The organism is Streptomyces sp. NPDC049970 (assembly GCF_040660235.1).
Lineage (GTDB): Bacteria > Actinomycetota > Actinomycetes > Streptomycetales > Streptomycetaceae > Streptomyces.
This window is the reverse complement of record NZ_JBFALP010000006.1, coordinates 340,906-366,142: the sequence shown is the minus strand read 5'-3', so window position 1 is coordinate 366,142 and position 25,237 is coordinate 340,906. Positions and strand designations below refer to the sequence as shown.

The 25,237-nt window shown below is 72.5% G+C and carries 14 protein-coding genes and 1 pseudogene; 7 read left to right on the top strand and 8 right to left on the bottom strand.

All coding sequences use genetic code 11. The features are described from left to right. A pseudogene (locus AB0I83_RS15060) lies at positions 1 to 469 on the top strand (hypothetical protein); the annotation flags it as partial. A gap of 345 nt (positions 470 to 814) precedes the next feature. Here AB0I83_RS15060 and AB0I83_RS15055 read toward each other — a convergent pair. Then, positions 815 to 1,144: a hypothetical protein gene (locus tag AB0I83_RS15055; RefSeq protein WP_363304864.1), complete on the bottom strand. Its 330-nt coding sequence runs from the start codon at positions 1,142 to 1,144 to the stop codon at positions 815 to 817. A gap of 488 nt (positions 1,145 to 1,632) precedes the next feature. Between AB0I83_RS15055 and AB0I83_RS15050 the strand changes: the two genes are divergently transcribed. From AB0I83_RS15050 to AB0I83_RS15035, 4 genes are read left to right on the top strand one after another with little or no spacing between them, the layout of a single operon-like run. Further along, positions 1,633 to 12,048, top strand: a complete 10,416-nt coding sequence (locus AB0I83_RS15050; RefSeq protein WP_363304863.1) for an amino acid adenylation domain-containing protein — start codon at positions 1,633 to 1,635, stop codon at positions 12,046 to 12,048. Beyond that, entirely contained in the window at positions 12,045 to 12,251 is a 207-nt protein-coding gene (locus AB0I83_RS15045) for an MbtH family protein (RefSeq protein ID WP_356529629.1), read from the top strand. The genes AB0I83_RS15050 and AB0I83_RS15045 overlap by 4 nt, the downstream gene beginning before the upstream one ends. Positions 12,252 to 12,293: 42 nt before the next feature. Continuing rightward, positions 12,294 to 13,313, top strand: a complete 1,020-nt coding sequence (locus AB0I83_RS15040) for an ATP-binding cassette domain-containing protein (RefSeq protein ID WP_363304862.1) — start codon at positions 12,294 to 12,296, stop codon at positions 13,311 to 13,313. Then, a complete protein-coding gene (locus AB0I83_RS15035; protein ID WP_356529632.1) occupies positions 13,310 to 14,110 on the top strand; it encodes an ABC transporter permease in 801 nt (266 codons plus the stop codon). Before AB0I83_RS15040 ends, AB0I83_RS15035 begins: the two co-directional genes overlap by 4 nt. 191 nt (positions 14,111 to 14,301) lie before the next feature. On the opposite strand, the gene AB0I83_RS15030 is transcribed toward AB0I83_RS15035, so the two are convergent. Next, a complete protein-coding gene (locus AB0I83_RS15030; protein WP_363304861.1) occupies positions 14,302 to 15,189 on the bottom strand; it encodes an SDR family oxidoreductase in 888 nt (295 codons plus the stop codon). A 262-nt stretch (positions 15,190 to 15,451) separates the two neighbouring features. Beyond that, on the bottom strand, positions 15,452 to 15,652 hold the full coding sequence (locus AB0I83_RS15025; RefSeq protein ID WP_356529634.1) for a hypothetical protein: 201 nt from the start codon (positions 15,650 to 15,652) through the stop codon (positions 15,452 to 15,454). Between the two features lie 362 nt (positions 15,653 to 16,014). On the opposite strand from AB0I83_RS15025, the gene AB0I83_RS15020 reads away from it, so the two are divergent. Next, the gene (locus AB0I83_RS15020) at positions 16,015 to 16,257 is read left to right on the top strand and encodes a DUF6411 family protein (protein WP_356529635.1); all 243 of its coding nucleotides are present in this window, start codon (positions 16,015 to 16,017) and stop codon (positions 16,255 to 16,257) included. Between the two features lie 156 nt (positions 16,258 to 16,413). Here AB0I83_RS15020 and AB0I83_RS15015 read toward each other — a convergent pair whose 3' ends face one another. After that, complete coding sequence (locus AB0I83_RS15015; RefSeq protein WP_356839419.1) at positions 16,414 to 17,595, bottom strand: acyl-CoA dehydrogenase family protein; 1,182 nt, start codon at positions 17,593 to 17,595, stop codon at positions 16,414 to 16,416. A 220-nt stretch (positions 17,596 to 17,815) separates the two neighbouring features. Between AB0I83_RS15015 and AB0I83_RS15010 the strand changes: the two genes are divergently transcribed. After that, positions 17,816 to 19,819: a hypothetical protein gene (locus tag AB0I83_RS15010; protein ID WP_363304860.1), complete on the top strand. Its 2,004-nt coding sequence runs from the start codon at positions 17,816 to 17,818 to the stop codon at positions 19,817 to 19,819. Positions 19,820 to 19,862: 43 nt separating this feature from the next. Here the strand turns inward: AB0I83_RS15010 and AB0I83_RS15005 are convergent, their stop codons facing one another. From AB0I83_RS15005 to AB0I83_RS14990, 4 genes are all read right to left on the bottom strand, one after another. Further along, entirely contained in the window at positions 19,863 to 21,182 is a 1,320-nt protein-coding gene (locus AB0I83_RS15005; protein ID WP_363304880.1) for an amidohydrolase, read from the bottom strand. A gap of 75 nt (positions 21,183 to 21,257) precedes the next feature. After that, positions 21,258 to 22,565: an amidohydrolase family protein gene (locus AB0I83_RS15000; protein WP_363304859.1), complete on the bottom strand. Its 1,308-nt coding sequence runs from the start codon at positions 22,563 to 22,565 to the stop codon at positions 21,258 to 21,260. A gap of 160 nt (positions 22,566 to 22,725) precedes the next feature. Then, positions 22,726 to 23,367, bottom strand: coding sequence for a GntR family transcriptional regulator (locus AB0I83_RS14995; protein ID WP_363304858.1), 642 nt, complete (start codon positions 23,365 to 23,367; stop codon positions 22,726 to 22,728). A gap of 207 nt (positions 23,368 to 23,574) precedes the next feature. Then, the gene (locus AB0I83_RS14990) at positions 23,575 to 25,233 is read right to left on the bottom strand and encodes an acyl-CoA dehydrogenase family protein (protein ID WP_363304857.1); all 1,659 of its coding nucleotides are present in this window, start codon (positions 25,231 to 25,233) and stop codon (positions 23,575 to 23,577) included. Positions 25,234 to 25,237 lie beyond the last annotated feature (4 nt).

The following is a 25,237-nucleotide window of genomic DNA, read 5'->3' as shown; positions in this document are numbered from 1 at the left end:
CGTCGCCGTCGTCGGCGGGCACGCCTATGCGCTGCATCCGTGGATCGACGGCCGGCACCGGCACGGCGGCCAGCTCAGCACCGCGCAGAGCGCCCGGCTGGGCGCGCTGCTGGGCGCCGTGCACGCCTGCCTGGAGGCCGTGATGCCGCCCAAGGGGCGCACGCGCCCCGCCACCAGCCCCCATCCGGTGGAGAGCGCCGATCCGGCCGACACCTTCGCCCTGATCGACGAGCTGCTCGGGCATGTGCAGCGCCACCGCCCCTGCGACGCCTTCGACACGCTGGCACGTCACCGGTTGCTGGAGCGCCGCACGCTGCTGGAGCAGCACGCCGACCGGCGGCCGCCGCTGCTGGACCTTGGCTCCCGGCGCCCGGGAGTCCGCCGCCACGTCGAGGCAGTGCCCGCTCCGCTCGAGGAGTTCCGGAGCCGGTCGCGCGCCGGCGACCACTCGTGTCGGCGCTGCCGGTGAGCGAGCCGGTGGCGAAGTAGGCGCGGCACACCGAGCCGTCCTGGTCGGTGGCGCTCTGCGACAGCCGCCGTCCCCCGATGTGGATCCTGGCCGCACGCGTGCGGATTCGGACTGTCGCCCCCCGTACGGCAGTGGGATGTGGCCGTGCGTACTTCCGCCTGCGGGCCCGGGCGCCGCGCTGCGTGTCCAGGCGTTGGCCGACCGCGAAGTGACGGGTCGACCTTGCACCGGAGGCACCGAACGACTTCGCCGTACGCATTCGGGTGCTCGGATGACGAGGGGTGGAATGCGTACGGCGAAGGGTGTTCAGCGATTCTCAGAAGTCCTCAGGGTTCTCACGGGTTCTCAGGGGCGGACCGTGCAGGCGGAGAGCAGGCAGAGGTTGAACCCCTGGGTATTGCTGGGCCCGGTGTGCCCGCCCGGTCCTGAATTCCCCACCGTGCAGCGCGCGAGCAGACAGAGGTTGCCGCCCTGTATGCCGCGATAGGAGCTGAGCGGTCCGGTCGAACCGGATTCGGCCGCGGTCCCGGAGGCCGCGGGAGCCGTGGACCCGGCCTGCCGGGCCGACGGCTCGGGGGTGACCGAGGCCCCGGAGGCGGATGCGCCGGTCAGTACGAGTACGCCCGCTGCTGCGGATGCGATCGCCCAACGTAGAGGTGTGCGGACAAGGTTCATGGGTTCTCCGGACTGTGCGGAACGAAAGGTCTGACGCCGGAGGTTCGGTGCTGCGCCTCACCCGGATGGGTGGCCGGCGAGAACTTCTTGACGAGTTGGCTGGTATGCGTCAGCGAAGTGCAAAACCTCGCGGCGCCCGTGTGGCGTGTGTCACATGTGCAATCCGGGACGCCAGTGCCTCCGAACGACTCATGTGAGGGCCCATTCGGGGGACACATCTACTTATCGGAGGCCATCGACGTGTGCGGGTGTCCTGTCGGACGAGGTTCGCAATCGCGATGCACCTGTCAACAGGGAGGCGCGGGTGTGGGCTTCGGCCGGCCGGGTGCGGCCGCGTCCGACCCACCCTCGGGCCCCTGAGTCACACCTCCCCCCCCCGGAGACCCGGTTCCGCCGTCCACCGGGCCCACCCGTCCTGTTCCGCCCTGCCTCCGGCACCGGCCCACCGGCCTTGTGCTCCCGCAGGTCTTCCACCGAGGTGAAATCGCGTGACCGTCGCACCGCACAAGGGGACTCCGCCGGACATCCTGCGCCTGACCGCCGCTCAGCGGGGACTCTGGTTCGCCCAACGGCTCGATCCCGCGAATCCGTCCTACAACGTCGCCGAGTACGCCGATATCCGGGGCCGAATAGAACCAGGCCTGCTGCGGCGCGCGGTCGCTCACGCAGTGGACGAAATGGATGCCCTGCGCAGCACCTTCGGCGAGCGGGACGGAATTCCCTTCCAGCGCGTCCACCGGTCTGCCGAGATCGACGTGCCGATGGTCGACCTCTCGGAATTCGAGGACTCGCACGCCGAAGCCGTACGGCGTATGAAACAGGCCCTCGCGATGCCCACGGATCTCGGCACCGGACCGCTGGTGCGGATGACGCTCTACCGCCTCTCCTCGGCCCGCCACCTGTTCCACCAGCAGGTTCACCACCTGGTGCTCGACGGCTACGGGGCCGTGCTCGCCCTCGCACGCATCGCCGAGCTGTACACGGCCCTCGCCGACGCTCCGGACGCCGAACCGCCGGCCCGGCCGGTGGCCTCGCTCGCCGCTCTCCTCGAAGAGGAGGATGCCTACAACTCCTCACAACAACACGACCTGGACCGTGAGTTCTGGACGGACCGACTGGCCGGTGGGCCTGCTCCCACCGGCCTGGCAGGCAGGAGCGGGCCTCCCGGACACGGGGCGCTCTCGGTGCGCCGGGAGTTCACGCCGGACGAGACGGCACGGCTTCGGGCCGCCGCCAGACGGGCCGGCACCGGCTGGCCGACCTTCTTCATGGCGGCACTCGCAGTCTGCGTGCACCGGGGCCGAGGACTCGGAGAGGTCGTCCTCGGGCTGCCGGTCACCGGCCGGCGGACCGCCCTGGCCCGCTCCACGCCCGGGATGCTCAGCAACGTGCTGCCCCTACGTCTCGCGATATCCCCCGCCGACCGTGTGGCGGACCTGGCGAAGCGTGCCTCCGCCGGGGCCCGAGACGTCCTGCGGCACCAACGCCACCCGTCCGAGAGCCTGCGCCACCAGCTCGGCACGGCCGGGGACCGGACACCACTGACCGGGCCGTCCGTCAACATCCTGGCTTTCGACGAGTCCCTGCGCTTCGGCCCCCACACCGCGACACTGCACAACCTGTCCATCGGCCCGGTCGAGGACCTGGCCGTGGCCGTCCACGCCTCGTACGCCGATGGCGGGATGCATGTGGACCTGCTCGGAAACCCGGACCTCTACACCCAGCGGGAGCTGGCGGACCACCATGCGCGCTTCTGCCGCGTGGTCGAGGCGTTCGCCGGCGATCCGCAGCGCACGATCGGCTCCCTCAGCCTCGTCGGTGACGACGAGCACCTCGAGGTCCTCGGACTCGGGGCCCCCCGGCTCCCCTTTGAATCCGGCGCAAGCGACCTGTGCCCGCTGCCCGGGCAGCTCGCACGACAGGCCCGCAGCACCCCGGACGAGACGGCAGTGGTCTGCTCCGACACCCGTCTCACCTTCGAGGAGCTCGACCGGCAGGTGGATGTGCTCGCCGCCGTGCTGACTGCTCGCGGGGCCGGTCCCGGCAGCCGTGTGGCGGTCGGGCTGCCCCGGTCAACCGCCCTCGTGGTGGCGATGCTCGCGGTGATGCGGACAGGGGCGGCGTACCTGCCGCTCGACCCGTCCTATCCCGCGGACCGGCTGGCCTTCATGATCGAGGACTCCCGGCCGGTGGCGCTCGTCGCGACGGCCGAGTCCGCCCGGTTGACGGACCCCGGTGGCAGCGTGCCGCTGGTCGATCCTGCCGGGGCGGCGGCGGAGACCGAGCGGAGCGAGCCGGTCGGGCCCGCTCCCCACGACGCCGCGTACGTCATCTACACCTCCGGTTCCACGGGCACACCCAAGGGTGTCGTCGTCGAGCACCGCTCGCTGAGCAATCTGCTCGACCACCACCGGCGGGAGATCCACGGGCCGGCCGAAGAGGTGCTGGGCCGCAGGCCGCGGGTCGCGCTCAGCGCCGCCACCTCGTTCGACGCCTCCTGGGACCCGGTGCTGTGGATGGTCGCCGGACACGAGTTGCACATCGTCGGCGACGACGTGCGCCGGGACCCGCAGGCGCTGGTGGACTTCCTCGTCGAGCAGCGCATCGACGCCATCGAGACGACCCCCACCTACCTGCGTCAGATGCTGACGGCCGGGCTTCTCACCGACCCACGGCACCGGCCCAGGGTCATCGCGCTGGGCGGCGAGGCCGTCGACGACGCGCTGTGGGACGAGCTCGCCGGCGACCCCGCGCTGCTGGTCTTCAACTACTACGGCCCGACGGAGACCACCGTCGACGCGGTGACCACCCGGATCACCGGCGGATCACCCGTCATCGGGCGACCCGTCGCCGGCGCGGGCGCGTACGTCCTGGACCCCTCGCTGCACCCGCTGCCCCGGGGCGGGGTCGGCGAGCTGTACCTCACCGGTGAGGGCCTGGCCCGCGGCTACGCCGGGCGCCCTGGCCTCACCGCCGAACGCTTCATGCCGGACCCGTACGGACGGCCCGGCGGCCGGATGTACCGCACCGGCGACCTCGCCCGGTGGAGCGACGACGGCACACTGGAGTTCCACGGCCGCAGCGACCGGCAGATCAAGGTGCGGGGCTTCCGTGTGGAGACGGGCGAGATCGAGGCGGCCCTGCGCTGCCTGCCCGGCGTCGAGGACGCGGCGGTCGCCCTGACCGCTCCGCAGGACGGACCCGAACGCCTCGCCGCCTACCTGGTGACCGCGACCACCGAGGCACCCGCACCCGGTCACGCCGAGGTCCGGGACGCGCTCGCGGCGCTGCTGCCGGGCCACATGGTGCCGAGCGCCTGGGCGACGGTGCCGCGTCTGCCGATCACACCCAACGGCAAACTGGACACGGCCGGGCTCCCGGAAGCCGTGCCCGTTGCCTCCGACGGAGGGCGGCCGCGCACTCCCGAGGAGTCCCGGATGTGTGCCGTCTTCGCGGAGTGCCTGGGGCTGCCGAGGGCGGGCCGGGACGACGACTTCTTCCTGCTGGGCGGCCATTCCCTGCTGGCGATGCGGCTGATCGGCCGGATCCGGGGCGAGTTCGGCGCTGAGCTCCCGATCCGGGCTTTGTTCGCCGCACCCACCCCGGCCGGGCTCGTGGCCGCGCTCGGCGACGCCACACCGGCCCGGCCGGCCGTGACGGCCGTGCGGCCTCGCCCGGACCGGGTACCGCTCTCATTCGGGCAGCAGCGGCTCTGGCTCCTGGAGACCCTGGGCGACGCCGGCACCTCTTACCACCTCCCGGTCGCCCTGCGGCTGCGCGGGGCGCTCGACCGGGAGGCGCTCGCGCAGGCCCTGGCGGACCTGGTGGGCCGCCACGAGATCCTGCGCACGCTGGTGCGGGACAGTCCGGACGGACCCGAGCAGACAGTCCTGCCCACCGTGTCGGCGTGGCCGGGACTGAGCGTCATGGCAGTCACGGACCCGGTGCGGCCGGATGCCGCCCCCTTCGACCTGGGCCGCGAACTCCCCCTCCGGGCGCGGCTGTTTCCCGTCGGCCCCGACGAGCATCTCCTTGTTGTGACGCTGCATCACATCGCGGCGGACGGCTGGTCGATGGAACCGCTGATGCGGGACCTGTCCACCGCCTACGCGGCGCGCCGCTCGGGCGCGGCACCTGACTGGGCCGAGCTTCCCGTGCAGTACGCCGACTACGCCCTGTGGCAGCGGCGTCTGCTCGGCGACGTGGGGGAGGAAGGCTCCATCGCCGCACGCCAACTCGCGCACTGGGTAGACGCACTGGCCGATCTGCCCGAGGAGTCAGCCTTCCCGACGGACCGGCCGCGACCGAGCCGGTCCTCGGGACGCGGCGGAAGCGTTCCGATTCGGATCGGCGCCGCTGACCACCGCGCGCTGATACGGCTCGCGGGAGACTGCGGGGCCAGCGGCTTCATGGTGCTGCACGCGGCGCTGGCGGCCCTGATGTCCCGCCTCGGCGCGGGGGACGACATCGCGATCGGCACCCCCGTGGCCGGGCGGACCGACGAGGCCCTCACCGGCTTGGTCGGCTTCTTCGTCAACACCCTCGTGCTGCGGACCGACACCTCCGGCGCGCCGGACTTCCGTGGACTGGTGCGCCGGGTGGCGCGGGACGACGTGGCCGCCTACGCCCACCAGGACATCCCCTTCGAGCGGATCGTGGAGGAATTGGCCCCGGCCAGGTCGCTCTCCCGCCATCCGCTCTTCCAGGTGATGCTGAGCCTGAACAACACCCCTCCGCCGGAACCGGTGCTTGATGACCTGACAGTCACTCACGAGTCCTCGGTGGGACGTACGGGCGCCAAGTTCGACCTCACCTGGGACCTGGCCGAGCACCACGACGACCAGGGCGTGCCGGCCGGAGTCTCCGGCGAGCTGGAGTTCAGCGAGGACCTCTTCGACCGGGACACGGCCGAGCGGTTCTCCGAGCACTTCTCCAGGCTGCTCTCGGCCCTCCTCGCAGATCCGGACCGTCCCTCGGCGGACGCTGTGTACCTGACCGCCGGACAGCGCGCCGGCGCCCTTGACGAGTTGTCGCTCCCCGCCGCCGAGCCGGTCACCGGCGGGTCTCTGACGCGGCCGGGTGAGCCGGAGGGGGAGTGGACGGTGGTGGACGTCCTGGAGACGCGAGCGGCCGTGCAGCCGGGCCGCACCGCGGTGACGGCCCCTGACGGCCGCCTCACCTTCGGCGAGCTGGTCACTCTCGGCCACCGGCTGGCAGCCGCGCTGACCGAAGCCGGAATCGTCGCGGGAGACCGGGTCGCCGTGGCCCTGCCGCGCACCTCGCTGCACATCGTCGCCGTACTCGGTGTGCTGCGTGCGGGCGCCGTGTACGTCCCGGTCGACCCGTCGCAGCCGCGCGCCCGCAACCAGCTGATCCTCGACACCGCGGCGCCGCGCCTGGTGCTCGCCACGGCCGGTACGCGTGCAGCGCTGCCCGGTGAGGCCGACGTGATGCTCCTGGACGGAGAGGCATCGTGGCGCGGTGCCGAAGGGCCGCTGCCAGCCCCGCCGCGCGGCCGGGACGCCGCCTATGTCCTGTACACCTCCGGCTCCACGGGGGTGCCCAAGGGTGTCGTCGTGGAGCACCGGTCGCTGGCCAATCTGCTGACCGGCCACCGGGAGCGACTGATGGAGCCCGCGGAGAAGGGCAACAACGGTCTTCCTCTGCGGGTCGCTCTCACCGCGGCCATGACGTTCGACGCGTCGTGGGACCCGCTGCTCTGGATGACCGCGGGCCATGAACTGCATCTGGTGGACGACGCGACCCGCCGCGACCCCGAGGCGCTCACCGCGCTTCTGCACGAACGGGCGATCGATGTGGTGGAGACCACCCCGTCTTTCCTGGAACAGCTCCGTGCCTGTGGCCTGTTCGCCATGGGACGGCCCCGGCCCCGGGTTCTGGCCCTCGGAGGGGAGGCCGTCAACGACGCGCTGTGGCAGGAGCTGGCCACGCTGCACGACGTCACGGTGTGGAACCTCTACGGGCCCACCGAGACGACCGTCGACAGCGTGATGGGCCGGATCCTGCCCGGCTCCCGGCCGCACCTGGGCCGCCCCGTCAACGGCACCAAGGCCCGGGTGCTCGACGCACGGCTGCAGCCGGTCGCCCCGGGCGCCACCGGTGAACTGCACCTGGCGGGACCCGGGCTGGCGCGTGGATACGAGAACTGGCCGGTGGCCACCGCCACCCGCTTCCTGCCCGACCCCTACGGCGCGCCGGGCACCCGGATGTACCGCACCGGTGACCTCGTACGGCGCAGGGAAGGACGGCTCGAGTACGTCGGCCGCGCCGACGGCCAGATCAAGGTGCGGGGCTTCCGGGTCGAGACCGGCGAGATCGAGACCGTTCTGGCCGGCCACCCCGACGTCGCGCGGTGTGCCGTCGCCGTCCGCCAGAGTGCCGGGGGCGACGGGCGGCTCGTCGGCTGGGTGGTCGCGGCCCCCGGCCGCGACCCCGTCGGCCGGACGCTTCGTACCTACGTCGCCGACAGGCTGCCCGCCCACATGGTGCCGGGCACCGTCGTCACGGTCGCGACGCTGCCGTTGACCCCGCACGGGAAGGTCGACGTCGCGGCCCTGCCGCTCACGCCGGAGGCCGAAGCGGGGGCGGCGGACGACGACCCGCCGCGCTCGGCGCCGGAGGAGATCATCTGCGCCCTGTTCGCGGAGAGCCTGGGACACGATCAGGTCTCCCGCACCGCCGACTTCTTCGAACTCGGCGGACACTCACTGCTGGCGACCCGGCTGATCGGCCGGATCCGTTCCGCGTTCGGTGTCGAGCTGCCCGTACGCGCCCTGTTCGAGTCCACCACCCCCGCCGCACTCGCCGAACGGCTCGGTGAGGCCGGGGACGCCCGGCCATCGCTGCGGCGGACCACCCGACCCGACCGTCCGCCGCTCTCGCCCGCGCAGCTGCGCCTGTGGTTCCTGCACCAGCTGGATCCTGGCACCGCCGCCTACCACATCTCCATCGCCGTGCGGCTGCGCGGCGAGCTGGACCACCGGGCACTGCACCACGCGCTCTGCGACGTACTGACGCGGCACGAGAGCCTGCGGACCCTGATCAAGACCGTCGACGGTGAGCCGTACCAGGCAGTGCTGGCCCCGGGAGATGCCCGTATCACTCTGCCGGCCATGCCGGTGGAAGAGGCGGCTCTCGACGCGGCGCTGCGGGACTCGGCGGCGGACCCGTTCGACCTGACAAATGAGGTGCCGATGCGCGCGGCGCTGTTCAGCACCGGTGAGGACCGTCACGCACTTTTGTTGACGATGCATCACATTGCGGCCGACGGATGGTCGATGGGCCCGCTTGCCCAGGACCTGGCCGGCGCGTACGCCGCTCGGACGGCCGGACGTGCGCCGAACTGGGCCCGGCTTCCCGTCCAGTACACGGACTACACGCTGTGGCAGAGAAGCCTGCTGGGCGAGGTCGCCGACCCCGCCTCGCTGGCCACCCGCCAACTCTCGTACTGGTATGGAGAGCTGACGGGAGCTCCGGAAGAGACGCCGCTGCCCGTCGACCGTCCCAGGCCCGCCACCTCCGGCGGACGGGGCGGGACCGTCCCGCTGCACCTCAGCTCGGAGACCACGGCGGCTCTCGCACGCCTGGCCAGGTCGTCGGCCACCAGCACCTTCATGGTGCTCCACGCCGCGTTGGTCGCTCTGCTGCACCGCATCGGCGGCGGCTCCGACATCGTCATCGGTACGCCCGTGGCAGGGCGGACCGACGAGGCGCTCGAGCCGCTGGTCGGATTCTTCGTGAACACGCTGGCCCTGCGCACCGACCTGAGCGACGACCCGTCCTTCGACGGCCTCCTCGCGCAGGTGCGGGAGACCGATCTGGCCGCGTACGCCCATCAGGAACTGCCCTTCGAGCGGCTGGTGGAAGCGCTGCGGCCGACGCGCTCGCCGGTCCGCCACCCGCTGTTCCAGGTCATGCTCGGCCTGAACAACCACCGCCCGCCCCAGCTGAACCTGCCGGGGCTGCACGCCCAGGTCGAGGGTGTGGACACCGGCGGTGCCAAGTTCGACCTGTCCTTCTCGTTCACCGAGCGGTCCGGCACCGCGAACGAGGGCGCGTCCCTGGCGGGCACGCTGGAGTTCAGCCACGACCTGTTCGACAGAGGTACGGCACAGAGGATGGCCGACTGGTTCGGCAGGCTCGTCTCGCACGCGGTCCGCGCGCCCGGCACCCGGATATCCGACCTGCCGCTGATCGGCGCCGAGGAGAGCGACCGGCTGCTGGCGCTCGGCGACGGCGGCCACGGCGGAGCGGCGCCGGCCACCGTGCTGGACCGCTTCACGGAGACCGTCGCCGCGGCACGCAGCGGCGACATCGCGGTCACGGCTCCCGACGGCAGCGTCTCCTTCGCGGAGCTCGACGACCGTTCCGACCGGATAGCCGAGCTGCTCAGGGGCGCCGGCATCGGATCGGGTGAGCCGGTGGCCGTGCTGCTGCCGAGGAGTGTCGACTCGATAGCGGCACTGCTCGGTGTGCTCAAGGCGGGCGCCGTCTACGCCCCGGTCGACGACTCCCTCCCGCAGGGCCGGATCGACGCAGTCCTGGCCGACGCCCGCCCGAGCGTCGTGCTCACCGTCGACGCCACCGCTCCCCGCGTCGGGGACGGATGGCGCCGGCTGAACCTCGATGGGCCGCAGACCGCCCGGCCCCCGGAGAGCGTGACGGACTCCGCGCGGGCTGCCCGGCCCGGCGCCGCGAATCCCGCCTACCTGCTGCACACCTCCGGTTCCACCGGCCGCCCCAAGGGGGTGCTCGTCGGCCACGGTTCGCTGGCCCGGTTGCTTGAACACCACCGCCGGAACGTCTTCGGCCCGGCGGTCCGGGCGAGCGGGAAACACCGCCTCCAGGTCGCACTGACGGCCGCCCTGTCCTTCGACGCGTCCTGGGACCCGGTGTTGTGGATGATCGACGGCCACACGCTCCACGTCCTCGACGACCTCACCAGGCGCGACCCGGAGGCGCTGGCCGAGGCCGTCCGCATCCGGGGGCTCGACGTTCTGGAATCAACCCCCACCCACGTCCGCCAGCTCCTGGACACCGGTCTGCTCTCCACGCCCGGCCACGCACCGGCCGTCCTGATCCTCGGCGGCGAGGCCGTACCGGCCGCGCTGTGGAGCACCCTGCGGGAGCATCCCGGCGTACGGAGCCTGAACTTCTACGGACCCACCGAAGCCACGGTCGACACGCTCACCGCCGACGTCCGGGACCACACGCGTCCGGTGCTCGGCACACCCGTTGGCGGCACCCGCGCCCACCTGCTCGACACGCGGCTCCGGCCGGTGCCCGTCGGCGTGACCGGTGATCTTTACCTGGCCGGGGACAGCCCCGCGCTCGGCTACTACGGCCGTCCGTCCGAGACCGCGTGTGCCTTCCTGCCCGATCCGTACGGCCCGGCCGGAGCGCGGATGTACCGCACCGGCGACCGGGCGGTGCGAGCCTCGGACGGCGCCCTGGAGTTCGCAGGGCGCGACGACGGCCAGGTGAAGGTACGCGGTTTCCGCGTCGAGCCGGACGAGATCGCGGCCGTGCTGGAGTCCCATCCCGACGTCGTCCAGGCGGCGGTGGTGCCGCACAGCGACGGACCGGAGGGAACCCGCCTCGCCGCGTACCTAGTGACGGCGACCGGCGCCCGAGCCGGTGCGGACGGTCCCGACGCCGAGGACGGCCTGCTCACCGGCTTGCGGGAGCACGCCGCGGCCCGGCTGCCCGCCTACATGGTGCCGTCCGGATGGCTGGCGGTGGACCGCATTCCGCTCACACCGAGCGGAAAGCTCGACCGGGTCGCACTGCCCGACCCGGCGTCGGCCACGGGGGCCACCGGGACGGGGCGCGGCCCGCGCAATCCGCGGGAGGACGTGCTCTGCACCCTGTTCGCGGAGGTACTGGACCACGAGAAGATCCAGATCGACGACGACTTCTTCGCCCTGGGCGGCCACTCCCTCCTGGCCACCCGCCTCATCGGACGGATCAGGACCACACTCGGTGTGGACGTCAGCATCCGCAGCCTGTTCGAGGCCCCGACCGTCGCCACGCTCGCGGAGCGGCTGCTCGACGGCTCGCAGGACAACCCGCTGGCGACACTGCTGCCCCTGCGCACCACCGGCAGCAGGCCCCCGCTGTTCTGCGTCCATCCGGCGGGCGGCCTGGCCTGGTCGTACGGCGGGCTGCTCCCGCACCTCGACGGCGACCAGCCGGTGTACGGGCTTCAGACACCGAACCTGGACGGCACGGCACAGTTCCCCGGCAGCATCGAGGACATGGCCTCCGTGTACGTGGGCGAGCTGCGCGGCGTACAGCCGCACGGGCCGTACCACCTCTTCGGCTGGTCGTTCGGCGGCAACGTCGTCCAGGAAGTGGCCGTGCAGCTCCAGGAGGCGGGGGAGCAGGTGGCCCTGCTGACGATCCTGGACGCCTTCCCGCTCGCCCCGCTGGACGACCTGGACAGCGCGGGCCGCGACACCGTGTTCCGGGCGCTGCTGGCCAACATGGGCGTCGGCGAGGAGGTCGCGGCAGGCGTGGACAAGGTCGACGCCGCCTCCGTACGGGAGGAGTTCCGCCGCGCCGGAAGTCCCCTCGGGTCCCTGGAACCGGCCACGATCGACGCGATGGTCGACAACTTCGCAGGCCAGGCCCGGCTGATGCGCGCCTACACCCCGCGTCGTTTCCACGGGCCCGTGCTCTTCTTCACAGCCACCGAAGGGCGCCCCCGGGACACCTTCGCACTCGACCTCTGGACCCCGTACGTGGACGGGCACATCGAGAACCACGACGTGGCCTGCGCGCACGCCCAGATGATGGCGCCGGCCGCGCGCGAACAGATCGGCACCACGGTCTCGGCCGCACTGCGCGCCAACCGACACACCGCACAGGGAGAACTCTCATGACGAATCCGTTCGACGACCCCCGGACCGAGCACCGCGTACTGGTCAACGACGAGGGACAGCACGCGCTGTGGCCGTCGTTCGCCGCCGTACCGGCCGGCTGGGACGAGGTGTTCGGCCCGGCTGGGCACACCGCCTGCCTCGAGTACGTGGAAGTGAACTGGACCGACATCACCCCCAGGAGCGCGCGCGTGCGGGTCGCCTGACCACCACGGCCCGCCTCCTCACCAGCGCGACGAAAGGCACCCATGACCACACCGCAGGCCCGGACGGCGATACGCGCCGAAGGGCTCACCAAGAGATTCGGGAGGAAGCGGGCGCTGGCCGGGGTGGACCTCGAAGCGGCACCCGGCACCGTGCTGGGAGTCCTCGGCCCCAACGGCGCGGGCAAGACCACGACGGTGCGGGTGCTGTCCACACTGCTGAGACCGGACGGCGGGCGTGCCTGGATGGCGGGGCACGACGTGCTGGAGGCCCCCGAGGCCGTACGCCGCAACCTCGGGCTCTCCGGGCAGTACGCGGCGGTCGACGAGAAGCTCACCGGACGGGAGAACCTCTACCTCGTCGCACGGCTCTACGGCCTCACGCGCCGCGCCGCGCACCGCAGGGCGCGTGAACTGCTCGACGGCTTCGATCTGGAGGACGCGGCGGACCGGCCGAGCGGTACCTATTCCGGCGGAATGCGCCGACGGCTCGACCTCGCCGGAGCACTGGTGGCCAGGCCCCCCGTCGTCGTGCTGGACGAGCCCACCACAGGACTCGATCCGCGAGGCAGGGCCGACACCTGGCGCGCTGTCAGGGATCTCGTGGCGGAGGGCACGACGGTTCTCCTCACCACGCAGTACCTCGAGGAGGCGGACCAGCTGGCTGACACCATCGTCGTCATCGAGCACGGCGCCGTGGTGGCCCGAGGCTCCGCCTCCGAGCTCAAGGCCAGGGTCGGCGGCGAGCGGCTCTCGCTGACGGTCGGGCTGCCCGAGGCGCGCTCGACCGCCGCCGGCATCCTGTCCTCCCTCGGCGCGCACCGCCCGGAACTCGATCCGCGTACCGGTCGCTTCACGGTGACCACCGACTACGGCGCCCAGACCCTGGAATACGCCCTGGGCTGCCTTCGGCTGGCGAACATCACGGTCCGGGACATCGAACTGGCACCACCGACCCTCGACGACGCCTTCCTCGCCCTCACGGGTCAGCCGGTCTCGGCCGGGGCACCGCTGAACGACGCCGTGGAGGCCGTCGGCGCCGGCGCCCAGGGAAGTGTCCGGTGACCGGTGTGCAGAGGCTCGGTAGGGACTCGTCCATCATCGCCTGGCGCAACCTGCTCAACCTGCGCCGCACACCGGGCTCGGTCATCGCGGCCTTGGTACAGCCGGTGATGTTCGTCCTTCTGCTGGCGTACGTCTTCGGCGGGAGCCTCGGCGGGGCCGAGTACCGGACGTTCCTGATGGGCGGGATATTCGCCCAGGCCGTCACCTTCAACGCGGCGTTCACTGCGCTGGGCCTGGCCAACGACATGGACAAGGGGATAGTGGACCGATTCCGCTCCCTGCCGATGCCCGCGATGGCCGTACTCCTGGGCCGGACCCTGTCCGACCTGACGATGAGTACGGTGACGCTGGTCGTCACCTCGCTCTGCGGGCTGCTGGTCGGCTGGCGCATCGAAGCGTCCCCGGCCGAGGCGTTGCTCGCCTACGCGCTGATCCTCCTGTTCGCCTTCGCGATGTCCTGGGTCGGCGCCGCGATCGGGCTGCTGGCCCGCAGTGTCGAGGTCGCCCAGAGCGCGGGGCTGATCTGGCTGTTCCCGGTCACGTTCGTGTCGTCGGCGTTCGTGTCGACACACACCATGCCTGGCCCGTTGCGCACGGTCGCGGAGTGGAACCCGGTCTCCGCCACCGCCACCGCCGTACGGCAGCTCTTCGGCAACCCCGCGCCGGGGGAAATCCCCGCAGGGGACGCATGGCCGGTGGTGCACGCGCTTCCGTACGCCGCGCTCTGCGCTTGCGTGATCACCGCGACGTTCATGCTCCTCGCGCTCAGGAGGTTCCGCCGCATCACCCTCGGCTGACGGCGACCGCTTCCCCCTCCGAACGGGTGACACGGAACGCCCGAAGGCGCCCGGTACCAATCCGGGAAGCCGGTGGCCCCGAACGAAGGATGCGAGGGCGCGGAGCGGGCGGCCTCGCACGCTGCCCGGGACCGGATCGGCAGCCTGGCAGAATCCGGCCCGGGCAGCACACGCTTAATCCGTACGCCCGCTCAGCCGCCGAATCCGCCCAGGCCGTCGAGGTCGGCCCGCCCGCCGGCCCCGAGCAGGCCTGTCACCTCGAAGGACGTCTTCCGCTCCAGTCTGGGGATCTCCCGCTTCGAGAGGGCCGTGACCACCGGCGGCATGGCCGCGCGCACCAGTTGGGTGGCGCGGAGCCACCCGGGGGCGTACACGGCGGCCCGGCGGCGCTCGACCGCCCGCACCAGGTGCCCGGCCACGGTCTCCACCGGGTACACCTTCCGCGCGGGCCTCGGCATGTGCGCGCGCAACTCCCTCAGCACGGGGTGCGCGTCGGCGTCCCGGATCATGTCGGTGTCGGTCCAGTTCAGGTACGCGATCCCCACGCCCACCCGTTCATGGGCGAGCTCGGCGCGCAGTGAGTGGGCGAACGACTCCACTCCCGCCTTGGAGGCGCAGTAGGCGCTCATCATCGGTGCCGCCCCGATCGAGGCCAGTGAGGCGATCTGCAGGTAGTAGCCGCGCGTGGCCCGAAGGTGGGGCAGGAAGGCGCGTGCGCTGATCGCGCTGCCGACGAGGTTGACCTCGATCACGCGCCGCCAGGTCACCGGGTCGGAATCGGCGAACGGGCCGCCCTCGGCCAGTCCCGCGTTCGCGACCACGACCGAGGCGGGGCCCATCCGGGCCCTGACGTCGTCGGCCACCTCCGCCATGCGGGCGTCGTCGGTGACATCGACCTCCCAGCACATGGCCCCGGGAATGGTCTCCCGCACCTCGGCCAACGTCGATTCCTCCCGGCCGAGCAGGGCCACAGTGGCGCCGCGCCGCGCCAGCTCCCGAGCCATTGCCTCACCCACGCCCCGCGCCGCACCGGTGACGACGGCGACACGGCCGTGAAGTGGGCGAGCTGTGCCGGTCACGTGGACCTCCTCGACGGATGGCCGCAGGGGGTGCTCAGCGCCGCCGGGCAGGGGAGCCTGAGCGACGGGATCGGAGACCCGCTTCTGCGGTACGCCCCATTTTGCCGCTCTTCGGGTGAGGTGCGCATCCGGGCGAAGCCGCTCCGGGGCCGGGGCCGGAGCCGGGGCCGGAGCCGGCGACCGGGCGGTGTGCGTACCGCACCGCCCGCCGCCGCGGAGGCCGGCCGAGGTGGCCGGCTCCGTCGTCGTGGTCCCCGCCGGGTCAGCTGCCGGCGGACTCGTGTGCCCGGATCGCTCTGAGTCCGTGCCCCAGGGAGGGGCACTCGGCGGTCAGATCGTTGCCGCGCACGAGATAGTTGTGTACCCGCCCGTCCTCCGGGCGCTCGATGGCCCGGTAGAGGGTCCCGTTCACGGTGATCGTCCAGTCGTCGCCGTCCTGGGCCCACCCGACCGTCTTCTTCATGATGCGTCCTCTCGATCGCCGCCGCTGCGGGCCGGCTGTCGTGTATTGGCATGAAGAACGGCTTGCGGCCCTGCGCGGTTCCGACTTCCCTACGCCATTCAGGTAGAGCTTGGTCGCTGCCACCATGCCTGCGGTGCAACAGATCTGATTATCGATCAGAGAAACGACCGCACGCCGGACCGGCATCCGCCGCCCCGCCGGCTCCCACTCCTCGTGGCGGCGGGTGGCGACGCGCGTTCGGGCCCGTCCTCCGGTGTCCGTGCGCGTGCGTGCCTGCCACGCGGCGCCCGGTCGCACACGGCTGCATACCGGGGGATCCGTCGGGCACACGGCAGGTCCGACGTCGATTCGAGGAGCTCGTCATGGTGGTTGTCGGCATAGTTGCCGTATGTGTTGTCCTGGCCGTTCTGGCCTTTTTCGTCCCGCGCCTCTCCCGGCATCCGGAACGCGGTACCCAGCGCACCCTCGGCCTGGGGTCGCGGGCGGGCGGCAAGGCTCCCGGCGTGCTGGGGCGGATCTTCAGCAAGCCCTTCCGCAGCAGCTCCAAGGCCGTCGGCCGCAGTGGATCGGCCGGCCGTCGCGCGCGTGGCCGTATGCCCTTCTGACGGCCTGTCCCACCGACCCCGTCGAGCCGGGCGCGTACGGACCGCCACGCCGGTTCCTTCGGTCCGGATCGGGCAGGAGACCCTGCCCGATCCGGCCGAAAGCCTCCGGCGTGGCGGTCGGTGCGGTGGTCGTGGGGGAGAACCGCGGACCTTCTCTCAGACGAAGGCGCCGAGGCCGGTCACGGCGCGGCCGGTGATCAGGGTGTTGATCTCCCTCGTGCCCTCGTACGAGTAGAGCGCCTCCGCGTCGGCGACGAAACGCCCGATGCTGTAGTCGAGCACGATCCCGTTGCCCGCCAGGAGTTCGCGCCCCCACCCCACGACCTCGCGCATCCGGGTGGTGCAGTGGGCCTTGGCCATCGCCGAGTGCTCGTCGCGGAAGGTGCCCTCGTCCTCCAACTGGGCCAGCCTCACGACCATGCCCAGGCAGGAGGTGGCATCGCTGAGCATGCGGACCAGCAGGTCCTGCACCAGCTGGAAGCGGGCGACGGGCCCGCCGAACTGCTCGCGCTCGCGCGTGTAGTCCAGGGCGATGCGGTACGCGGCCAGCATCACGCCCACCGCTTCCCAGGCCACCCCGCTCCTGGTGTGCCGCAACACGTCCGCGGTGTCCCGGAACCCGCGGGCCTCCTGGAGCCGGTCCGCCTCGGGGACCCGGCAGTCCTCCAGGACGATGTCGGCGTTCTCCACCGTCCGCAGCGCGATCTTGTTCTCGATGAGTCCCGCCGAGAACCCAGGGGTCGAACTGTCGACGACGAAGCCGAGCACGCCGCCTTCCCCGCCCTCCTCCCTGGCCCAGACGACCACGAGATCGGCGAAGGTGGCGTTGCCGATCCACCGCTTCTCCCCGTTCAGCACCCAGGTGTCACCCTCGCGCCGTGCGGTGGTACGCAGGCCGGCCGCCACGTCGGACCCGCCCTGGGGCTCGGTCAGCGCGAACGCCCCGATCTGCTCCATCCGCCCCATGGCCGGCAGCCAGCGACGGCGCTGCTCCTCGGACCCGCACCGGGCGATACTTCCCATGGCGAGGCCCGCGTGCACCCCGTAGAACGTGGCCATCGACGCGTCCACCCGCGCCATCTCCAACGCGATGAAGCCGCTCAGCAGACTGCTCGCGGTGGTCTTCCCGCACTCCTCGTACGCCAGGCCCGCGATGCCCAACTCCCCGTAACGCGGGATCAGATGGTGAGGAAACGAAGCCTTGCCCCACCATGTGTCCGCGTGCGGGGCCACTTCCTCGCGCAGGAACTCCCGGACACGGTGGAGCGTCTCGCGCTCCCCTTCGTCCAGCAGCGCCTCGAAACGGTACAGGTCCTCTTCCAGCATGCCGCCGGCCATCGGGTCCGCCCTCCCACCGCATGTTCTGATGCTGATCGTTCGACGACCGACCGCCTACCCGGTGATCCACAGGGAATACCCGTGCCGTCGCGGGGTGGCTCCGAAAGGGTGACCGCGCGCCCCGCGGACCGTCGGCGGGACCGGCTGATGTGACCGTCACACGATTGGCTCGTTTGCCCCGATGACGGTTCTCCGCCCACGGCTCGGAAGGCACCCACCCATGCCGCTCCATCCCTCGCCGCTTCGCATCCTCGGGCGCGGTGCGCGCCTCGACGTGAAGGAGGCCGAGGCCGCGCTCGTCGAGCACTACCCGCGCCTCGTGCGACTTGCCTACCTCACGCTCCCGCCGTCCCTCGGCCGGCACCGCCGCGTCCTCTCCGCGCACGCCGCGGTACAACGGGCGCTGTACGGCGCGGTGCGCACGGAGCCGGGCCAGGGTGGCGGAACGGTTCCCGCGCCGCGCACCGCCGGTCCTGCGGGTGACGGCACGTACTCACCCGCGTACGCGGGAGTCCGCCTGCGGGTCGTGCGCTCCGCGCTGGCGTACGAAGTGCGGCCCCGCTGGTGGCCCGCACGCCTGCCCGCACCGGCAGCTCTGCGGCCCTCGGTGCCGGTGGTCCGGGGACTGAGGCTATTCCCCCGGGCGGGCGGAATGGAGGAGTTCAACCTCGACCGGGCGCTGTCGGACGTCACCGGGCCCGCTCGTGCGGCCCTCGGCCTGTTGCTGTTGGAGTCGCTGTCCGGCGACGGCACACGCTCGCTGCTCACGGAGGCGGGTGTCGCCGATCCCGCCGAAGCCGTACGGGCGGCCGGACAGGTCGCGGGGAGCGACCACGAGCGGGTCCGCCTGCTCCTGCGGTCGGCCGAGTTCGATCCGTGCACGGTGCAGACCCGCCCCAGCGACCTGCTGCGCCGCAGGCACCGCGTGCGAGCGGGGGCGGCGGCCCTCGCGCTCCTCGCCCTGGCGGGAGGGCTCGCCGTCTCGGCCGGCGCGGGAGCCGACGACGCCAGGCCGACCGTCGCCGCCCCGCGCGCCACGCTGCCCGGTGGGGCGCTCGACCCGGCTGCCCTGGCGCGTACGCCGTCGGGGCAGTGGGCGGACACCTCGCGCGTGGACTTCAGCGCCTGGTCCCCGCGTGGCAGCCGCACCGAGGACGAGGCGCTTCTGGGACGGGCGCTCGACAGCTGGGCCCGGCCTCCCGCAGGCGCCGTCGTCACGGTCACCCCCGGGACCGCGGACGTGCCGCCGGCCGAGCCGCCTCGACTGCTGTTCGCGGGCCGTCTGGACGGCGAGGCCGTGGTGCTGTTCCACGACAGCGGCGTACGTGTCGTCCGTTACGCCGAACCGCTGTCCGGGGAAGGCGCCTCGCACCTGGACTTCGCCCGGGTCGACGACGCGGACGTCACCACCGCCGCCGCACTCGCCGTCAGCCGCTCCGGTACGGCGGCGAGGTTCCTGCTGGCGCCCTGGGTCGCGGAGTCGGCGACGCGAGATCTCCTGAGCCCTGACGCACCGGCGCAGCCACTGCCCGTGGACAAGGACGGGGTCACCGCCGAGGTGCCCGGTCCTCCGGCCGGCGGATGCCGGTCCTGGCCCGTGATGCAGCTGCGGTCGTCGCAGAAGATCGTGGAGAAGCACGCGTTCCTCGTGACGGATCTCGGCGATCTCGCCCCGGTGCACCTGACCCACACCCCCAAGCCCGGATCCGGTGCGCCGTCCAGGCAGCCGCGCGAGGCGACGGGCACCGACGCGCTCACCGGCTGGGCCCGCACGGCCTGCTCGCTCCAGGACCTCCGGGGCTCCGGGGTGAGGGCGGTCAACCACTGGCAGTTCGCCGAGCAGCCCCTCCCCGGGACCCGGACCAGGGCCGGCTGGGTGTGCACCAGGGCGGACACCTGGCGGGGCCAGGGCCGTGTCCTGGTGCAGTTCGTCCCGCCCGCGCAATCACCCACCGACCCGGCCGAGGTGGTGGCTGACCGTAGGAACACCGCCCTGTGCAGCCGTTTCGGACAGCATGTCGTCGCAGGCACCCACTGGAGGTCGCCGACGGGAGCCTGGTACGTGCTCGCGGCGGGCAGCCGCGCGGTGCGGGGCATCGAGGTGACCGGTTCGGTGCTCGGTACCGCCCAGGGACAGACCTTGGCGGTCCCCGCCCGGCGCGACGCGCGGTTCCGGGTGAACGCGAGGCTGCGGGACGGCGGGACGATGCCCTCCGTCCGATGAGGCCCGCTGCCGCCCCTGCCCGGAGGGCGCGCGCCGACCGGGGTCAGTCCAGGAACCTCCCGTCGCGGGCGACGACGGCTCCGCCGTGCACGACCAGGTCCCGGCGGGGCATGTCCACTACGATCTGCGGCAGGCACTCGCCCCGCACGAGGACGAAGTCGGCCGGGGAGCCGGGCCGGAGGTCCGCGTGCGCCAGGCCCATGACGTCGGCTCCGCCGTCCGCCGCCACACGATGACAGTCCGTCAACTCGTCGTCGAGTCGCACGTCCGTCACCCACCCCAGCAGTTGGGCACGGTGCAGCATGTCGGCGTTGCCGAACGGGCTCCAGGAGTCGCGTACCCCGTCGGAGCCGAGTCCCACCCGTACCCCGTGCTCGCGGAGGCGGGCGACGGGCAGCACCAGGGATTCGGACGGCGCCACCGTGGTGAGCGCGATGTCCAGCTCGCCCAGGTCGGCGGCCATCGAGCCGAGGTCACTGTCCGACAGTTCGGGCAGGCAGAAGACGTGGCTCACGGTGACCTGGCCGGTGAGGGACAGTGCCCGCGTGCGCTCGATGATGCCGCGCATCGCGTCGAGCCCCTTCTCCCCGCGGTCGTGCAGATGGATGTCCACGCCGATGCCGTGCCGGTCCGCGATGCGGAAGACCAGGTCCAGCTGCTCGTCCAGCGCCTGGTCGAAGCCGATGGGGTCGATGCCGCCGATCATGTCGACGGCGCCCGAGCGTGCGGCCTCCTCCAGCAGTTGCGCCGTGCCCGGTGTACGGATGACACCGTGCTGCGGGAAGGCCACGATCTGGACGTCCAGGGCGTGGCGAAGCCGTTCACGGGCCTTCGCCACCCCTTCGAGCCCGGCCAGGCCGTAGGCCGGGGCCACGTCGGCATGGGCGCGCATCGCCCGTGTGCCGCGGGTGACCGCGTGGGCCATCAGGCCGTACGCGCGCTCCGCGACCGAGCGGTCCTGGCTGTGGAACAGCTCCACGTCCTGGGCCACGTAGTCGGCGATGCCGTCCGCCGGACGCCGCGAGACCCACGAGCCGCCCCAGGTCGTCTTGTCGGGGTGGATGTGCGCGTCCACCAGGGACGGGAGAGCGATACGTCCGCCACCGTCGACGACCGTCGCGCCGCGGGGTGCCGGGCCACGTGAGATCCGGCCGTCGACGACCACGAGATCGCTGGACTCCGCCGCGCCGTACGGACGTACGTCCCGGAAGACCACGGCCCGGCCATGGGCACCCGGCTTCCCCCGGACGTCCGTCTCGCCGGGCGCGGTGGGGTCGACGGGCGGGGGCGACGCGTGGGCACGGGCGGACGCGGCGGTACTCGTGGCCGCTGTCCCGGCCAGCGCGGCGGCACCGGCCAGCATCGTCCGGCGGTCGAAGGTGGCGGGGGAAGACTGGGACGGCTGCACGGGAACTCCTTCGGCGGGGTCGGGGCGGGATCAGACCGGGATTCCGGCCCGTATCACCCGTGTCGGCTCCTTGAGCAGGGCGGGATCCGCCAACGGGTCGCCGTCCACGAGGATCGCGTCGCCCGTGAAGCCGCGTGAGAGGCGGCCCACCGAGCGCTCGAGCCCCAGGAGGCGGGCGGCGCCCGTGGTGGCGGTGCGGATCGCGTCGAGCGCGGGCAGCCCAGCCGCGCGCATCAGCTCCACCTCCCTGCCGATGGGGCTGATCGTGCCGCCCGAGGAGTCGGTCCCGGCGGCGAGCGGGACACCGATCTCGTGTGCGGCGAGCACCGCCCGCTTCAGCACGGGGAGATAGGTGCGTCCGCGTTCGGCGAGCACCGGGTCCGCGGAATCGGCCAGACCGGCGATGGCGGTGAGGGTGGGCGTGAAGTACGTGCTCCTGCGGCGCATCTCGTGCAGGGTCCGCTCGCCGACGAAGGCACCGTGTTCCAGGGAGCGGATTCCGGCAGTGACGGCGTCGTGGCAGCCCTGCTCGCTGTAGCTGTGGCAGAGGACGCCCTTGCCGCCCCGCCGCGCCGCGGCGACGATCTCGGAGAGCTGCTCGTGCGAGTACACCTGGGCCAGCGGATCCTGCTCGGGCAGCCCGGCGCGCTCGTTGACGCGCGTCTTGATCACGTCGGCACCTCGGGCGAGGTTCACCTGGACCACGCGGCGCAGTGCCTCGGCCGAGCGCACGCCGTCATCGAGGCGGGCGAGCGTCGTGAGATCGGGGTCCGCCAGCACGGTGTCACCGAGGTCCGGGGTGACGAAGACGCCCGCCGCGGTCAGCCGTGGCGCGAGCTCGGGGCTGTGGCGGGCGAGTTCACGTACGGCGATGTCCTGGAAGAAGCTGGTCGAACCGCTGCGGGCGCTGGTCGCGCCCTGTCGGACGGCGTCACGGGCCTCGGTCGCGGTGCTGAGATGGATGTGCGCGTCCACGAGGCCGGGCAGGACCCAGCGTCCACGGGCGTCGACGGTCTTCCCGATGTGCCGGGGCACGGTGACATCGCCGCGGCGGCCCGCGGCGCGTACCGTCCCGTCCTCGATGACGACCACGGCGTTCTCGGTGACCTCACCGGTGGCCGGGTCCAGCAGCGTGCCGCCCTCGATCACGAGGCTGCCGCCACGGGCCCGGGTGCCGGGGGCGCGCCGGCCGCCGACGCCCGACGCGGCGGCACGGTCCGCCGGTGCGGCTGACGCCGAGCCCGCTGCGGCCACCGTGCCGGCGAGTGCCGCGGCACCGGCGAGCACGCCGCGTCGGGTCAGCCTGTCGGGGGGCGGGGGAGTGGCTTCGACGCACACGGGAGCTCCTTGGGGGAGGGAGTCGATGAGTCCCCAGTTTGTATACCAGTATGGCGCGGGCGGGCAAGGGTTGTGCCCAGGAGGTGGCAAAAGGTGCCGTATCTGCCTGATCCGTGACCTTGTGCGCGCTATGGGCGAGTAGCCTTGGTATACAAATCCGTCAGTGTTCGCCGAACATGGTCCGCAGCGCGACGACCCGGCTGTCGCGCACGTGCAGGAGGGTGCTCGCTGCCGCGGCCTCCGAGTCCCCGGCCGAGATGTGCCGGTACATCTCGGCATGCTGGGCGCGCATGTGCGCGGGCTCCTCGCGCAGGCCGAACAACAGCCGCAGCTGCCAGCTCAGCTGGTCCATGGTCCGGGCGAGCAACGGGTTGCCCGACATCGCCACGACGCCCTCGTGGAACGCGGTGTGCGCGGCCACCTCGCGTGTTCCCTCGTCCGCAGCCGCCGCGGATTCGGCCTGGCGGAGGGTCGCTTCCAACGCGGCGAGCTGTCCCGCCTCGCCCGCCGCCACGGCCCGGGCGGCGAGCCGCGAGGCCTGCACCGCCAGGGGCTCCCACACCTCGTACAGGTGCTCCACGTCCGCGAGGGCCAGCCGCCGGACGCGAACGCCGCTGTGCGGGAGCAACTCCAGGAGGCCTTCGGTGACCAGGGCGCGCAGCGCCTCGCGTACGGGCACGCGGGACATGCCCAGCTCCTCCGCGACCTCCCGCTCGACGAGGCGCGCGCCCTGCTCGTAGCGCCGGTCGACGATGCGCTGCAGGAGGGCGTCACGTGCCTGTGCGCCGAGGGAGGCGGACACGGAGACCCCTGGTGTCGGGGCGCGCGATCCGCTGTCCGGAGCCGCCCGGCCGGCCCTGCTTCTGTCCGCCACCCTGTCCGCCGCCCTGTCCGTCCGCTGCTCCCCGTGCCTCGGCGAGGATACGTCCGAGGCACGGGGTGTGGGGCCTGATCATCACCTGCGAGGGCCGCGGGGGTGGGTGCCCCCAGCCGATCGCGGGGGCACGGGTCAGACGGGGAGCCGTTCGAGCAGAGCCGTGAAGTCGGCCCCGGCCGGCAGGGTGCCGAACGCCAGCCCGCGGTCACCGGCGAGGCGTGAGGCGCAGAAGGCGTCCGCGACGGCGTGCGGTGCGTGGCGGACGAGCAACGAGCCCTGCAGCACGAGAGCAGCGCGCTCGATCACCCGGCGTGCGCGCAGCGGCGCGTCCTCGGTGAGTACGAACTCTCCCTGGAGCTCGCGCCAGGCCGCGTCGAGCCGCCCGTCCGCTCCGGCGGCTGCCTCGATCTCGGTACGGAAGGCCTGGAGGGACTCGGGCTCACGCGCCAGTGCGCGCAGCATGTCCAGCGCGTTGACGTTGCCCGAGCCCTCCCATATGCCGTTGAGCGGAGCCTCGCGATAGAGGCGGGGCATGCCGGACGCCTCGTCGTACCCGTTGCCCCCCAGGCATTCGAGTGCCTCCGCGACGGCGGCCGGCTGGCGTTTGCACACCCAGTACTTGCCGATCGCGGTGGCCAGGCGCAGGAAGGCGCGCTCCTGGGCGTCGCCGCGCTGGGCCCGGTCGGTCGCCCCGGCCAGGCGCAGGGCCAGCGTGGTCGCCGCCTCCGACTCCAGCCCCAGGTCCGCGAGGACGTTGCGCATCAGGGGCTGTTCGACGAGTCTGGCGCCGAACACCGTGCGGTGGCGTGCGTGGTGGGTGGCCTGTGCCAGTGCGGCGCGCATGCCGGCGGCCGAGCCCAGCACACAGTCGAGCCGGGTCATGGTGACCATCTCGATGATGGTGCGCACACCCCTGCCCTCGTCGCCGACCAGCCACGCCACGGTGTCGTCGAACTCGGGCTCGCCGCTCGCGTTGGAGCGGTTGCCTAGCTTGTCCTTGAGGCGCTGGATGCGGAACGTGTTGCGACCGCCGTCGGGCAGGACGCGGGGCACCAGGAAGCAGGAGAGCCCGCCCGGCGCCTGAGCGAGCACCAGGAACAGGTCGTTCATCGGCGCACTGGTGAACCACTTGTGGCCACGCAACCGCCAGGTGCCGTCCGGCTGTTCGGCCGCGACGGTCGTGTTGGCGCGTACGTCGGTGCCGCCCTGCTTCTCCGTCATGCCCATACCCGCCAGCAGTCCGCGCTTGGTGGCCGGAGTGCGCAGGCCGGCGTCGTACACGCGGCTGGTCAGCAGGGGTTCGTACACCTTGGCGAGGGCGGGGGAGTTGCGCAGGGCCGGGACCGCTGCGTAGGTCATGGAGACGGGGCAGCCGTGCCCCGCCTCGGTGCCGCTCCACACCATGAAGCCCGCGGCGCGCGCCACGTGCGCACCTGGTCGCGCGTCCGCCCAGGGAGCCCCGCCGAGCCCCTCGCCGATCGCCACGTCCATGAGCGAGTGGTAGGAGGGGTGGAAGTCCACCTCGTCCACCCGATGTCCGTACCGGTCGTGTGTGCGCAGAACCGGTTCATGCCGGTTGGCCTCGTCGGCCCAGCGCTGCACCTCCTCGCTGCCCGCACGGCGTCCGAGCCCGTGCAGGTCGTCCAGGTACCAATCCGCGCCCTCGCGGCGTACCCCGTCGATCAGTACGGGATCGTCCGCCGCGTCATGGCCCGTCAGCGGCGGCGGCTGGTTCGTCACCTCGTGGGTGGTGCCCGAGGGGCGGCTGTGCGGGGTGTCGGTCGCGGACATGATG